Genomic DNA, 13672 nt, shown 5'->3' with positions numbered 1-13672 from the left:
CCCTACGACAACAGGAGGCCGCCGTGACCGTGTTCGATCCCGCCGCCGAGTTCGACCGTCAACTCGACACCCTGTTCCGCCTCGGCTACCCGGCGCCCGCCGGGCACGGCGAGGACAGCTTCCGCGACCTCCTCGCACCGCTGCGGGAGTCCGCCGTGGCCGGCGCCGCCGGGTTGCCCGCCCCCACCGACGCCCGGGTGCCGTTCGTGCTGGTGACCACCCGCGACCTGGTCGGAGTGCCGGACCGGCTGGCGCTCACCACCCTGGCCGGGAAGCGCAAGCCCGGCTTCCTCGACCGGAACTTCCCGGTGGACGACCTGCCCAAGTTCGACCCGATCAAGGAGCTCGAGGTGCCCGTCGGGCCGGCCTACCTGCTCTTCGACGTCGACCGGGGCGAGGAGTTCCGGAACCTCCCGCCGTCGGCCGCCGTCGATCAGATGGCCGCCCAGGACCGGCTGCCGATCACCATCGACGAGGGCATCGCCCTCGTCACCCACTTTCCGGCCGCCCTCGCCAGCAACCGGTGCTTCTCGCTGGTCGGCTCGCGCTGCGGCGACAAGCGGGTGCCGGCGCTCTGGATCAGCCAGGGCGCGCCGAAGCTCGGCTGGTGCTGGTACGGCAACCCGCACACCTGGCTCGGCTCCGCCTCCGCCCGCCCGGAGCGCGTCGGCCTGGAGTGACCGTCACCGGGACGGCCGGAGTCACGCGCCGGCCGTCCCGCCCGCTCAGTCCGGGAGCGTTCCCGATACGTCGAAGGGCGCCCCGGCTCGGCCGGGACGCCCTTCGCACGAACGCTGGGATCAGCCGGAGACGCGCTCCGAGCCGACCGTGCCGGCGAAGGTACGCCGGACCGGACCCGCCGAAGCAGTCGTGCCGGCCGTGGCCGGGTAGACGTAGAACGTGCCCACCACGTCGGCCACCACCCCGGTCCAACCGGTCAGGTTCCAGATGTTGAAGGCGTCCTTCGGGCCGATCCCGGCGAGCACCCCGTTCGAGATGGTCTGCCCGGCGGCCGGGTTCAGGTTGCTGGCCAGCGGCCGCTCGATGCCCAGGTCGGCCGGCCAGACGGTGAGCACGGTGCTCTTCTGGGGCGTCACCGCGGTCACGTTCATGGCCACCACCTGGGTCGCCTCGTCAAGGAGCGGGGACGGGACGGTCACCGTCCCGGTCGCGCCCGGACCGAGGTCCCGCAGCCCCTGCTGGGTCCGGCTGTCCGCGATCCGGGTCGGGCTCGTCGGCCGGAAACGCAGCCCGTCGGCCATGGTTCCGTCGTCGATCACCCCGACCAGGTCGACCACCACATGGGTGGTGGCGGACGTGTAGATCTTGTAATTCGGCGCGCCGGTCGCCCCGCCGCAGCCACCGGCGGCGCACGGCACGGTCTGCACGTAGGCCAGGTTCGGCACCACCTTGCCCGCGCCGTAGTTGACCGTGGACACCCCGGGAACTGCGGTCGTACCCGGCCAGGCGGTCAGGAAGCCGCCCTGCTGCGGGCTGACCGCGGTGATGTTCAGGACCAACCCCCGGACGTGGGAGTTGAAGTCACCACCGAACTGGAAGTCGATCCAGCCGTTGACGGCCGCGCCGGCCGGCAGTGGGCCGCGGGTGCCGTCGCGGGTGTCCAGGATGCGGTACGGCTCGAACGGCTGGTACTGGCCACCCTTGGCCGGGATGGACGTGAGCGCGACCCCGTCGCCGTAGAACCCGACGACGTCGACCACCACGTCGGTGTAGCCGCTGTTGTTGTAGATCGCCACCTTGCCGTCGGTACCGAGCTTGACGGTGACGTTGTTGGAACCCAACCAGCCCTTGGCGAAGTTGACCGAGGAGGCCGTCGGTCGCTGGCTGTCGGTCGACGGGTACACCGTCAGGAAGCTGCCGGCGGTGGGGCCGGTGACCGTCACGTTCAGCACGACCGCGCCGATAGCGGCGGTCGGCAGCCCGCCGCGCCCACTGACCTGCAGGTTGATCTTGCCGGCCGGGCCAAGCTTCGCCTTCGGGGCACCGAGACCGGTCCGGGTGTCCATCAGGCGGGCCGGGGTGACGGGGTAGTAGCTGCCCTTGTTCCCGTCGATGCCGTACGCCTTCAGCGGGATCGCGCGTCGCCCCGTCGCGCTGTTGTCGGGCAGGTACAGCACCGCGTTGTGCCACCCGGCCCGGGTAGGCCGGGCCCGCACCGTGAGCCCGCACGTGGAGTACGACGGAACCGTCCGTCCGGAGCAGACGTCCTGGTCGACCTGGAACGCCTGCGGGTCGGTGCCGCCCACGGTCGCAGCGCCGAAGGTGACGGCCTCGCTCCCCACCGACTGCAACGTGACGTACCGGATCGGTCCGTCGCCGACGTGCACGCCGGAGAAGTCGAGCAGGCGCGGCTCCGGCAGCACGGCGACGTAGCCGCCCGAGGAGTTCCAGCGGATCTCACCGGTGATCGCGGCCGGGTCGCCGTCGCAGTGGTACTCGTAGTTGGCGGCGAAGCTCGTCATGGTCCGGGTGCCGGCGTCCCGGACCACCTCTTGGACGGTGATGGCGCCGACCGCCGCGGTGCATCCGGTGGTGCCGGACTCGGAGAGGTCGAGTAGGGCGTGGGTGCTGTCCCGCCCGCGCGCGGTCGGGTACGTCTGCCCCTCGGTCCAGGTCCCGCCGGTCGGCGGCGCGGCGTCGAGGCGTACCTGGTAGCTGGTGTTGGGGAAGGTGGCGGCGAGCTGGAAGGTGTCGTCGGCGGTCGCCGTGCCGCGCATGGTGGCGGTCTCGTTGTCGTAGACGAACGAGTCCTGGACCGGCCGGGCGCGATGCTCGCCCAGGTCGGCGGTGAGGACGGTGTACGGCGCGGTGGGTGCGGCGAGCGCCACCCCCGGCAGTCCGGCCAACACGCAGGCCCCGGCGACAGCGGCGCCGAGGACGGTGCGGAACGTACGCAATGGACACCCCGTGCAGCCGAGAAGAAAGAAAAGAGGAGCGGGTGCCCCGCCGGCGGACCGACGGGACACCCGCGCTGTCTCAGCGGTGCCGGAGCACGAAGTTCGTGTCCCGCACCTTCACCCGCTCGGCGTTCGCGGCCATCGCCTGCGCGACGGTCGGCGAGGTCGCCGTGCCGGGGTAGAGGTAGAAGCTGCCCACCACGTCGGCGACCAGGTGCGTGCCGCCGAGGTGGTTGTAGACGTTGAACGCGTCCGTCGGGCCGATGACCCCCCACACCGCGTTCGACACGGTCTGGCCGGCGGCTGGGTTGAGGTTGCTGACCCCCGGCCGGGCCATCCCGGCGTCCGCGGGCCAGGCGGTGAGGTACGTGCTGCTGTTCGGCGTCACGGCCGTCACGTTCATCGACAGCACCTCGGTGCTGTCGCTGACCATGCCCGCCGGGGCGGTGACCTTCTTGGTCGACCCGGGGCCGAGGGCACCGGTCATCCCCAGGTTGATCCGGCTGTCGGCGATCCGCTTCGGGCTGAGCGGGGTGAACCGCAGGCCGTCCGGGAAGTAGCCGTTGTCGATCACGCCGACCACGTCGATCAGGAAGTCGGTGGTCTGCGAGGTGTAGACCGCGAAGGCGGGCATGTAGTACCCGCCGTCGCTGTTCCAGACCTGGCGGGTCCGGACCACGGCGAGGTTCGGCACGACCTTGCCGGCGGCGTAGTTAACCGTCGAGGCGGTCGGCAGGTCGCTCTCGTCGAAGCCGGGCCACGCGGTGAGGTAGCCACCGCGCTGCGGGTTGACGGCGGTGATGTTCAGGACCAGCGCCCGCACCGTCGGGCTGAAGGACGGACCGAAGTCGATCGGACCGTCGATGTAGTAGTCGGCGGGCATGGCCCCGCCACGGGTGCGGGAGTCGAAGGCCCGGTACGGGTTCAGCCACTGGTAGTGGCCGCCGATGCCCCGAGTGCTGATGATCGAGTTGTCCTTGGCGTAGTAGCCCACCACGTCGACCACCACGTGCGTGTAGCCGACGTGGTTGTAGATGGAGACCTTGCCGCCCGAACCGAGCTTGACCGTGACGTTGTTCGACCCCAACCAGTTCTTGGCGAAGTTGATCGACGACGCGGTCGGCCGGGCCTCACCCGCCGGGTACACGGTGAGGAAGCCACCCGCGGTCGGGCCGGTCACCGTCACGTTCAGCACGACCGAGCCGACGCCGGTGGTCGGCACGGTCGCCCGCCCGGTGACCTGGAGGTCGACCTTGCCGGCCGGGGCGAGCCGTGCCTTCGGCGCGCCCAGGCCGGTCCGGGTGTCCATGATCCGGGTGGGGGTGAGCGGGTAGAAGGTGCCGGCCGCGCCGCGCTGGCCGACGACCTTCAGCGGCACCACGCGGCGGCCGAAGGTGGTGTTGTCGGCGATCAGCAGCTTGGCGTTCTGCTCACCGTCGCGGAACACGTTGGCCACCACGGTCACCGTGCAGGTGCCGCCCGGCGCGATTGTCTGGCCGGCGCAGGTGTCGTTGCCGACCGTGAAGAGGCCCGGGACCGGGCCGTCGACCGTGGTGGCGCCGAAGACGCTGGGCACGCTGCCGGCCGCGGTGACCGTGACCGACTTCGTGACGACCGGCGAGGCCACCTCGCGGGTGCCGAAGTCCACGGTGACCGGGTTGGTGACCGCGGCGATGTAGTCGACGGACGACCGCCACCGCACCTCACCGGTGATCGGCGCGGTGGCGTTGCCGCAGGCGTACCGGTAGGAGGCGGCGAAGACGGTGATCCGCTGGGTGGCCGCGTCCCGCTCCAGGTCGCGCACCGTGAGCTCACCGGAGCCCTGGCAGTCGTTGTGGTTCGACGTCAGCCGCAGCATCGCCCGGCCGGTGTCGTCCCGGAAGAGCCCGGCCGGGTAGGTCTGCCCCACGACCCAGCTCTGGCCCACGGGCGGCTGGGCCGCCCAGGCCACGTACTCGATGGTGGGCAGGTTCTTGGCCTCGAGCCCGAACAGGTCCTCGTCGCCGATGGTGGCCTGCATCGTCGCGTTGTCGCGGTCGTAGACGGCCGAGTTCTGGACCGGGAAGGTCTGGTGGTCACCGAGGTCGACGGTGAGGACGACGTACGGCGCGGTCGGCGCGGCGAGCGCCATTCCCGGCAGTACGGCCAACGCACAGGCCCCGGCGACAACCGCGCCGAGGAGGGTGCGGATTTTGCGCATGAACACCCCGTGGAAGAAGGGAGAGGGATTGTCGGCACAGAATATGGGCCGTGATCAACATCCGGCAAGCGCGATACGCCGGAACCCCAAGAAACGGCATTTGGCTGCGTATCCGGACCAGTGCCTGTCGGGGACGGAGAAAGGGCGCCCCGACCATTCGGCCGGGACGCCCTTTCCGGTGTGTCGCGAAACTGTTACCGGCTCGACGAGAGGTGCAGGGTCGGCCGGGTGGCGCCCCCCGCCAGCGACTGGCGGGCCGTCGCGGCCACCGGCGCCGGGTAGTAGAACGTGCCGACCACGTCGGCCACCAGGTGCGTGCTGCCCTGGAGGTTCCACACGTTGAAGGCGGCGTTCGGTTCGATGATGCCGAGCACGCCGTTGGAGACGACCTGACCGGCGTACGGGTTGAGGTTGCTGGTGGCCGGCCTCGGCACCGTGGCGTCGGCCGGCCAGGTGGTGATGACCGTGCTGAGGGTCGGCTGGACGGCGGTCACGTTCATCGCCAGCACGCCCGTGTCGGGGGTGACCAGCGCGGGCGGGACGGTGACCGTGCGGGTGGCGTTCGCGCCGATCGCGCCGGTGATGCCCTGGTTGATCCGGCTGTCCACGATCCGGGTCGGGCTCAGCGGCGAGAACCGCATGCCGAGGTCCCCGTAGCCGTCGTCGACGACGCCGACCAGGTCGATGAGGACGTGCGCCGACTGGGAGGTGAAGATCTTGAACTTCGGCTCACCGACGACGCAGAAGTTGCTGACCTCGGTGCCCGTGCACGGAGTGGTCTCCACGTACGCCAGGTTCGGCACGTTCTTGCCGGCACCGTAGTTCACCGTGGAGACGTTCGGCCGCGCGGTGAGGCCGGACCACGCGGTCAGGAAGCCACCGGCGGACGGCGACACCGCGGTGATGTTGAAGACGAAGGCCTTCACGTGCGTGTTGCGGTCCTGCTGGTCGACGTCGAAGCCGAGGGAGTACTCCAGCGTCTCGCCGGCCAGCGGCTTGCCCGCCGGGTCCTCCCGGGTGTCCACGACCCGCGTCGGGTCGAACCACTCGTACTGGCCACCGGCCCTGTTGGTCGGGGTGTTGTCCTTGGCGTACCAGCCGACCACGTCGACGATCACGTCGGTGGAGCCGCTGTTGTTGTAGACGGAGGCCTTGCCGCCGGTGCCGAGCTTCACGGTGACGTTGTTGGAGCCCAGCCAGCCCGCGGCGAAGTTCACCGAGGAGGCGGTCGGGCGGGCCACGCCCGCCGGGTAGACGGTGACGAAGCTGCCGGCGGTCGGGCCGGTGATGGTCACGTTGAGCACGACCGCGCCGACGCCGGTGGTCGGCACGCCGCCCCGGCCGGCGACCTGGAGGTCGACCTTCGCCGCCGGCCCGATCTTGGCCTTCGGGGCGCCCAGGCCGGTGCGGGTGTCCATCAGTCGGGCGGGGGTGACCGGGTAGTAGGCACCGGTCACGTCGGCCAGGTCCGTCGCGGCCTGGAACGAAGCGGCGACGGGGGCTGCGGTCGCCACGCCGGGCACCGCGGCCAGTGCACATACGCCGGCGAGGGTAACGCCGAGCAGAGTGCGAATTTTGCGCATAGAGACCCCGCGAGTGAAGAGGAATGGGGATTGCCGACTCAGAGTAGGGGCCGACGCCTACGCCGGCAAGACGGTCCCACCCAGCGGCTGGGGGCCGGTTTTCCGGCACGTACCAGCAATTCTTCGGCGGCCCGCACCACCCCGGCGGCCGGTTGTCCACAGGAGTGAAGCGTTGTCCACACGTTGTCCACAGCCCCGGTGGACAGCCCTTGACATTCGCGCTGAGCAGGCGAGACTGCCCAGGTGGCCGCCGCCGACGATCGGGTCCCGGCCCCCCGGGCACCGCAGCCAACCGGGCGGGCCCGAATCGTGCTGGCCGAGGTGTCCCGGCGCGACAGCCGTGCCGACCGCACCCGCACCGAACTGGCCCAGCAGACCCGGGTCGGCGAGGCCCTGGTCCGCGGGCTGGTCCGGGCGCAGCTGGCGCTCGCCCTGCGGCTGAGCCTGTTGGTGCTGATCGGCCTCGGCGGCCTGCCCTGGCTCTTCGCCATCGCCCCCGCCGTCGGCCGGGTCACCGTCGGCGGCGTCAACCTGCCGTGGCTGCTGCTCGGGGCGGTCTCCTTCCCGTTCCTGATCGCGGTGGGCTGGGCGTACGTGCGGCTCGCCGAGCGGAACGAGCAGGATTTCACCGATCTCGTCCAGCGGCCGGAGCGCTGAGATGGGCAACGGTTTCGTCGTACCGGCGATCGTGGCGGTCACCCTGGTCACCGTCGGCATCGGCTTCTACGGGCTGCGGCTGGCCCGGACGACGTCGGACTTCCTGGTCGCGTCCCGGGCGATCAGCCCCACCTGGAACGCGGCCGCGATCGGGGGGGAATACCTCTCGGCGGCGAGCTTCCTCGGCGTGGCCGGGCTGATCCTCAAGTACGGCGTCGACGTGCTCTGGTACCCGGTCGGCTTCGCCGCCGGCTACCTGGCGCTGCTGCTCTTCGTGGCCGCTCCGCTGCGCCGCTCCGGTGCGTTCACCCTGCCCGACTTCTGCGAGCTGCGGCTCGGCTCGCGCCGGCTGCGCACCCTGGCCACCGTCTTCGTCATCTTCATCGGCTGGCTCTACCTGGTCCCGCAGTTGCAGGGCGCCGGGCTGACCCTGGCCACGGTGGCCGGCGCGCCGTATCCGGTGGGGGCGCTGCTGGTGGCGGCCGTGGTCACCGCGAACGTGGCGCTGGGCGGGATGCGGGCGATCACCTTCGTGCAGGCCTTTCAATACTGGCTGAAGCTGACCGCGCTGGCCGTACCCGCGATCTTTTTGATGTTGCAGTGGCAGGCCGACGCCCGCCCCGCGGTGACCCCACCGGACGGCCCGGCGTTCCGCACCGCGACCACCGTCGTGGTCGAGCACCGCGCGGCGCTCACCTTCGCCGACGGCACCATCCGGGAGGTACGCCCCGGCGACCGGGTCGACTTCGCGGCCGGCGACCCGGTGCCGGAGGTCTCCGGGGTGGCCACCGACGCCGCGGACTGGCTGCTGCCCAGCGCGGCCGGGGACGACGACCGCGGCCTCTTCGCCACGTACTCGCTGATCCTGGCCACCTTCCTCGGCACCATGGGATTACCCCACGTGCTGGTCCGCTTCTACACCAACCCCGACGGCGCCGCGGCCCGGCGCACCACCCTGGTGGTGCTCGCCCTGGTCGGCGTCTTCTACCTGCTCCCCACCCTCTACGGCGTGCTGGGCCGGATCTACACCCCGCAACTGCTGGTGTCCGGGCAGACCGACGCGGTGGTGGTGCTGCTGCCCGGGGCGGCGCTCGGCGACGGGCTGACCGGGCGGCTGCTCGCCGCGCTGGTCGCCGCGGGTGCCTTCGCGGCCTTCCTCTCCACCTCGTCCGGGCTGGTCACCAGCGTCGCCGGGGTGATCTCCACCGACGTGCTCGGGCACGGCTCGGTACGCGGCTTCCGGCTGGCCACGGTGATCGCCGGGGCGGTGCCGGCGGTGCTCGCATTGAACGTCTCCGGGCTGGACGTCTCCCAGGTGGTCGGGCTGGCGTTCGCGGTGGCCGCGTCCAGCTTCTGTCCGCTGCTGGTGCTCGGCATCTGGTGGCGCGGCCTGACCGACCTCGGCGCCGCCGCCGGGGTGCTGGTGGGCGGCGGCGCGGCGATCGGCGCGGTACTGGTCACCGTGCTGGGTCCGCCGCTGTCGGGCTGGCCGGCAACGCTGACCACCCAGCCGGCGGCGTGGACCGTGCCGCTCGCGTTCACCGTGATGGTGGCGGTGTCGATGGCGACCCGACGCCGGCTGCCGGCCGACGTCGGGGCCACCATGCTGCGCCTGCACGCCCCGGAGGCGCTGCGGCTCTGACCGGCGTCAGCCGCGGCGCTCCTGGAAGGAGTACGGGTAGCTGGCGTTGCGGATTCCCGGCCGGAGCGTCGGGTGGCTCCCGACGGATACGGTCGGACCATGACTGGTGAGCACCCCGCGCTCGCGCTGCGTGGCCTGGCGAAGCGGTTCGACGGCAAGGTCGCGGTCGCGGGCGTCGACCTGGACGTCCCGGCCGGCTCCTTCTACGGCCTGCTCGGCCCGAACGGCGCCGGCAAGACCACCACCCTGTCGATGGCGGTGGGCCTGCTCCGACCCGACCACGGCCGGGCCTGGGTGCTCGGGCACGACGTCTGGGCGGACCCGGTGGGCGCGAAGCGGCTGCTCGGTGTCATGCCCGACGGGGTACGCCTCTTCGACCGGCTCAGCGGGGCGGAGCTGCTGGCGTACCACGGTCTGTTGCGCGGGATGGACCCGGCGGTGGTCGACCAGCGGGCCGCCGAACTGCTCGACGTACTGGCGCTCACCGACGCCGACCGGACCCTGGTGGTCGACTACTCGGCCGGCATGAAGAAGAAAATCGGCCTGGCCTGCGCGCTGCTGCACGGCCCTCGGCTGCTGGTGCTGGACGAACCCTTCGAGGCGGTCGACCCGGTCTCCGCGGCGCTGATCCGCGACATCCTGCACCGGTACGTCGTCGGGGGCGGCACGGTGGTCTTCTCCAGCCATGTGATGGAGGTCGTCGAGCGGCTCTGCTCGCACGTGGCGATCCTCGCCGAGGGCACCATCAAGCGGGTCGGCACCCTCGACCAGGTCCGCGGCGACCGCTCGCTGGAGGAGGTCTTCGTCGAGGTGGTCGGCGGCCGGACCGCGACCGGCGAGGAGCTGGCGTGGCTGTCCCGGTGACCCCGACCGCCGAGCCGGTCCGGCGGGTCACCGCCGGACACTTCGTCCGCCTGAAGCTGCGGGTGATGGGCAACAACTTCCGGGGCCAGGGCTGGCGGATCGCGCTCTTCGTGGCCGGCGCCCTGGTCGGGCTCTGGTTCGCGGTCGGCGGCTTCCTGCTGCTGGCGGCGCCGGGCTTCACCGACGAATCCCGGTACGCGTTGATGACCGCGGCGTTCGGCGGCGGGTTGCTGGTGCTCGGCTGGCTGCTGCTGCCCCTGGTCTTCTTCGGCGTGGACGAGACCCTCGACCCGGCCCGCTTCGCGCTGCTGCCGCTGTCCCGGCGCACCCTGGTCACCGGGCTGTTTGCCGCGGCGCTGGTCGGCGTACCCGTGGTCGCGGTGCTGGTGGCGACCGCCGGTCTGGTGGTCACCGCCGGCGCGCTGGGCGGCTGGTCGGCCGGCCTGGTCGGCGCGGTCGGGGTGCTGGCCGGCGTGCTGCTCTGCGTCGCGGCCAGCCGGGCGGTGACCAGCGCGTTCGCCACCATGCTGCGGTCCCGGCGGGTACGCGACCTGGCCGCCGTGCTGCTGGCGGTCGTCGCCGCGCTGCTCGGGCCGCTCCAGATCGTAGTGCTCGCGGCGGTCCGGAACGCGGACTGGGATCGGCTGACCGGGGTGGCCCGGGTCGTCGGCTGGACGCCCTTCGGGGCACCGTGGACGGTCGGCGTCGACACCGCCGAGGGGCGGATCTGGGCGGTGCCGGTGAAGCTGCTGATCACCGCGCTCACCATCGGCCTGCTGCTGCTCTGGTGGTCCCGGTCGCTGGAGTCGGCGATGGTCGGCGCGGCGAGTTCCGCGCCGACGAAGAGCCGGCGCGGGCCGGTGGGCGGTGCGGTCGCCCAACTCTTCCCCCGGCGGTCGGCTGGGTCGGGCGGGACCGGTTCGGTGCGCTGGTCGCGCGGGAGTGCCGCTACTGGTGGCGGGACGCCCGGCGCCGGGCCAACCTGATCACCATCGCGGTGGTGGGCATCTTCGTGCCGGTGATGGTCAACCTGGGCGGGGCGAACTTCGCGGCCGGCGACGGCCCGGACTTCACCGCCGGCAACTCCTCGCCGGCGCTGCTCAGCCTCTCGATGCTCTTCGTCGGGGTGCTCGCGTCGGTCACCCTGGCCAACCAGTTCGGTTTCGACGGCAGCGCGTACGCGGCGAACGTGGTCGCCGGGGTGCCCGGCCGGCTGGAGCTGCGCGCCCGGATGACGGCCTTCTCGGCGTACGTGGTGCCGATCCTGGGGGTGGCGTCGATCGCGATTGCCACCGTACTGGGGGAGCCGGGCTGGATCGGGGTGGCCGCCGGGGCCCTGCTCGCCGCGTACGGGGCCGGGTTGGCGATCAACGGGTTCGTCTCGGTGCTGGGGGCGTACTCGCTGCCGGAGACGAGCAACCCGTTCGCGATGAACACCGGCGCGGGGGTGGCGAAGAGCTTCCTCACCCTGCTGTCCATGGTCGCCTCGGCGGCCGCCGCCGTTCCGATGGTGGTGGCCGCGGCGCTGCTCGGCGACGCCTGGCTCTGGCTGGCCCTGCCGGTCGGCGGAGCGTACGGGCTGGGCGCTGCGCTGCTCGGCTCGTACCTGGCCGGGGACGTGCTGGACCGCCGGCAGCCGGAGCTGTTGGCCGCCGTCACCCCGCGCCGCTGATGCCGGTCGTCGAGGCGGTGGCCAGCGTGCCCGTACCCCCGGAGCTGGCCTTCGCGGTCTCCCAGACCGTCGCGCCGGTGCGCTACCGCTGGGACCCGTTCGTCCGCGAGCAGCACTTCACCGACGGCGCGACCCGCCCCGGCAAGGGCGTGCGGACCTTCACCCGCTCCCGGCACGGCCTGGTGATGGTCAGCGAGTACGTCTCCTTCGCGCCGCCGACCAACGTCGGCATGAAGATGGTGCGGGGCCCGTGGTTCTTCGAGATGTTCGCCGGCGGCTGGCGGTTCGCGCCCGGACCGGAGCCGGGCTCGTCGGTCGCCACCTGGCGGTACAGCTTCCGCTGCCGGCCGGCGTTCCTGCGCCCGGTCGCCGACCGGATCGGCGTCTGGCTGCTCACCCGGGACATCCGCCGGCGCATCGCCGGCTACGCCGCCGGCTGCGAGGATCCGGAGGTGCTGGCCGCCGCCCGCCGCTCACTCACCCCCGAAGACCAGGCCGACGAGGGTACGACCTGAGCCCGCCCGCCCCGGGCGGACCGCTCTGTTTGCGGCATGTCGCGGGGCCCGGCAGGCGGCAAGATCGCGTCAGTCGGGGCGGCTGGTGCGGAGCACGGCGACGAAGGCGCGCCAGGCGACCGGGGCGAAGGTGAGGGTCGGGCCGGAGCGGTCCTTGCTGTCCCGCACCAGCACCATGCCCGACAGGTTGTCCGCCACCTCGACACAGTTGCCGTCATTGGCGGACCGGGTCGACTTCCGCCAGCGAGGCCCGGCACTGCTCATGGCGTCACCTTCAACTTGTTGATCAGATCGATGGAGGCACTTCTGCCGAGCGCCTCGCCCAGAAGATGCTCCCACTTGCGCTGCACCAAGGTTATCCACTCCGGATAGTCGGCGATCTGGCCGCGCGCCCCGTTGTCCAGGCAGAGCAGGCAGTCGTTCCCAGGCAGTTCCGCGAGGACGAAGCCGCCTCCCAGCGACACGTGCGCGCCGACGTCGAGCGGCAGAACGTGCAGGCGCACCTGCGGCAGCTTGGGAGGGCGACATGCCCGCGAGTGATATGACTGTGCGTCATAAACATGACCCAGTGTCATATCGCTCGTTGCCCCATCCGCGTCCGAGGGCGGACACGCTGGAGGCCGGCCGGCCCGGCACGCCGCGGTCGGAGCGGCCCGGCACCCCATCGGTCCGGCGGCCGTCAGCGTCGAACACCGCCGGACCGGCGCGGTGAGCAGGCCGCACCTGCCGATGCGGCCGCTGTGGCGCTGCCGGGCCTGCGGCGCGCACTGGCCGTGCCAACCGGCCCGCCTGGCGCTGCTGGTCGAGTACCGGCACGATCGGACCGCGCTGCTGGTCTACCTGGGGAGCCTGCTGGCCGAGGCGACCGATCAGCTCGGCCAGTTGCACCCCGGCGCACGCGCGGTCGAGCTGCACGAGCGCTTCCTCGGCTGGGCACGGGCCCGGGGCGGCACAATGTTTCACGTGAATCATGAGCCGGGCGCCGAGATCCACCACACCGATCCCTTCGCCGTCCCCGCCGGGCAGCGCTCGCCGGTCCGCCGGCTGCGCGGCCGGCTGGCCGCGCCGGTGACGCTCTGGACGGCACCGGGGCCGGCCGGGCTGACCGTCTCCTCCACCCTGGTCGCCGAGGGGGAGCCGGACCGGCTGCTCGGGCTGATCGACCCGGAGTCGGACCTGTGGGCGGCGATCGAGGCGGCCGGCCGGTTCGCGGTGGCGCCGCTGGGCCCACCGCACCGGCAGTTGGCCGACCGGTTCGCCGGCCTCTTCCCCTCGCCGGGCGGGCTCTTCGCCACCGGAGCGTGGACCGACACCCCGTACGGCCCGGTCCCGACCGACGCCGGCGGTTGGGCCGGCTGCCGGCTCGACACCGCCCGGGAGTACGGCTGGGCCCTGCTCGTCGAGGCCACCATCGAGGCGGTCGACCTGGCCGAGGAGACCACCCCGCTGCTGCACTACCGGGGTCGCTACCGGGAGCTGACCGACTGAGCGGCTACCGCTCAACGGAGTGACCTGGGTCACTCGGCGCAGCCAGCGGACCGCTTGGCGCAGCCGCCGACCGGCCCCGATCACGGTCTTCCCCGGCGTGGAGCGCGCTCTCTACCGTGCGCGAAACTCCCCA

At 72.2% G+C, this 13672-nt stretch carries 11 protein-coding genes and 1 pseudogene; 7 read left to right on the top strand and 5 right to left on the bottom strand.

Annotated elements, in window-relative coordinates; translation table 11 throughout:
- Positions 1 to 23 precede the first annotated feature (23 nt).
- Positions 24 to 680, top strand: coding sequence for a DUF5701 family protein (locus AC5RWQ_RS05235; protein ID WP_494281572.1), 657 nt, complete (start codon positions 24 to 26; stop codon positions 678 to 680).
- A 120-nt stretch (positions 681 to 800) separates the two neighbouring features.
- On the opposite strand, the gene AC5RWQ_RS05230 is transcribed toward AC5RWQ_RS05235, so the two are convergent.
- From AC5RWQ_RS05230 to AC5RWQ_RS05220, 3 genes are all read right to left on the bottom strand, one after another.
- Positions 801 to 2918, bottom strand: coding sequence for a hypothetical protein (locus AC5RWQ_RS05230; RefSeq protein ID WP_494281571.1), 2118 nt, complete (start codon positions 2916 to 2918; stop codon positions 801 to 803).
- Between the two features lie 79 nt (positions 2919 to 2997).
- Positions 2998 to 5118, bottom strand: a complete 2121-nt coding sequence (locus AC5RWQ_RS05225; RefSeq protein WP_494281570.1) for a hypothetical protein — start codon at positions 5116 to 5118, stop codon at positions 2998 to 3000.
- 194 nt (positions 5119 to 5312) lie between these two features.
- Complete coding sequence (locus tag AC5RWQ_RS05220) at positions 5313 to 6632, bottom strand: hypothetical protein (protein WP_494281569.1); 1320 nt, start codon at positions 6630 to 6632, stop codon at positions 5313 to 5315.
- Positions 6633 to 6944: 312 nt separating this feature from the next.
- Between AC5RWQ_RS05220 and AC5RWQ_RS05215 the strand changes: the two genes are divergently transcribed.
- The 5 genes and pseudogenes from AC5RWQ_RS05215 to AC5RWQ_RS05195 all read left to right on the top strand — a co-directional run bounded on the left by AC5RWQ_RS05215 (position 6945) and on the right by AC5RWQ_RS05195 (position 12051).
- A complete protein-coding gene (locus tag AC5RWQ_RS05215; protein WP_494281568.1) occupies positions 6945 to 7358 on the top strand; it encodes a hypothetical protein in 414 nt (137 codons plus the stop codon).
- Position 7359: 1 nt separating this feature from the next.
- Complete coding sequence (locus AC5RWQ_RS05210) at positions 7360 to 9000, top strand: sodium/solute symporter (protein ID WP_494281567.1); 1641 nt, start codon at positions 7360 to 7362, stop codon at positions 8998 to 9000.
- A 99-nt stretch (positions 9001 to 9099) separates the two neighbouring features.
- Positions 9100 to 9864: an ABC transporter ATP-binding protein gene (locus tag AC5RWQ_RS05205; RefSeq protein WP_494281566.1), complete on the top strand. Its 765-nt coding sequence runs from the start codon at positions 9100 to 9102 to the stop codon at positions 9862 to 9864.
- Positions 9849 to 11536, top strand: a pseudogene (locus AC5RWQ_RS05200) (ABC transporter permease). The gene AC5RWQ_RS05205 and the pseudogene AC5RWQ_RS05200 overlap by 16 nt, the downstream one beginning before the upstream one ends.
- Positions 11536 to 12051: an SRPBCC family protein gene (locus tag AC5RWQ_RS05195; protein ID WP_494281565.1), complete on the top strand. Its 516-nt coding sequence runs from the start codon at positions 11536 to 11538 to the stop codon at positions 12049 to 12051. Before AC5RWQ_RS05200 ends, AC5RWQ_RS05195 begins: the two are co-directional and overlap by 1 nt.
- Before the next feature lie 69 nt (positions 12052 to 12120).
- On the opposite strand, the gene AC5RWQ_RS05190 is transcribed toward AC5RWQ_RS05195, so the two are convergent.
- Positions 12121 to 12315: a DUF397 domain-containing protein gene (locus AC5RWQ_RS05190; RefSeq protein ID WP_494281564.1), complete on the bottom strand. Its 195-nt coding sequence runs from the start codon at positions 12313 to 12315 to the stop codon at positions 12121 to 12123.
- On the bottom strand, positions 12312 to 12554 hold the full coding sequence (locus AC5RWQ_RS05185) for a Scr1 family TA system antitoxin-like transcriptional regulator (RefSeq protein WP_494281563.1): 243 nt from the start codon (positions 12552 to 12554) through the stop codon (positions 12312 to 12314). Before AC5RWQ_RS05185 ends, AC5RWQ_RS05190 begins: the two co-directional genes overlap by 4 nt.
- A 226-nt stretch (positions 12555 to 12780) precedes the next feature.
- Between AC5RWQ_RS05185 and AC5RWQ_RS05180 the strand changes: the two genes are divergently transcribed.
- Entirely contained in the window at positions 12781 to 13539 is a 759-nt protein-coding gene (locus AC5RWQ_RS05180; protein ID WP_494281637.1) for a flavin reductase family protein, read from the top strand.
- Positions 13540 to 13672: the final 133 nt, after the last annotated feature.

It is taken from the genome of Micromonospora sp. BS32, from assembly GCF_059089345.1.
Note: the sequence above shows the minus strand (reverse complement) of the source record. Positions and strands in the feature narration are given on the sequence as shown.

Excerpts from the sequence above, each read along its gene's own strand:
- AC5RWQ_RS05195 (WP_494281565.1), top strand. The coding sequence starts at position 11,536 with ATGCCGGTCGTCGAGGCGGTGGCCAGCGTGCCCGTACCCCCGGAGCTG.
- AC5RWQ_RS05225 (WP_494281570.1), bottom strand. The coding sequence starts at position 5,118 with ATGCGCAAAATCCGCACCCTCCTCGGCGCGGTTGTCGCCGGGGCCTGT.
- AC5RWQ_RS05205 (WP_494281566.1), top strand. The coding sequence starts at position 9,100 with ATGACTGGTGAGCACCCCGCGCTCGCGCTGCGTGGCCTGGCGAAGCGG.
- AC5RWQ_RS05180 (WP_494281637.1), top strand. The coding sequence starts at position 12,781 with ATGCGGCCGCTGTGGCGCTGCCGGGCCTGCGGCGCGCACTGGCCGTGC.
- AC5RWQ_RS05210 (WP_494281567.1), top strand. The coding sequence starts at position 7,360 with ATGGGCAACGGTTTCGTCGTACCGGCGATCGTGGCGGTCACCCTGGTC.
- AC5RWQ_RS05190 (WP_494281564.1), bottom strand. The coding sequence starts at position 12,315 with ATGAGCAGTGCCGGGCCTCGCTGGCGGAAGTCGACCCGGTCCGCCAAT.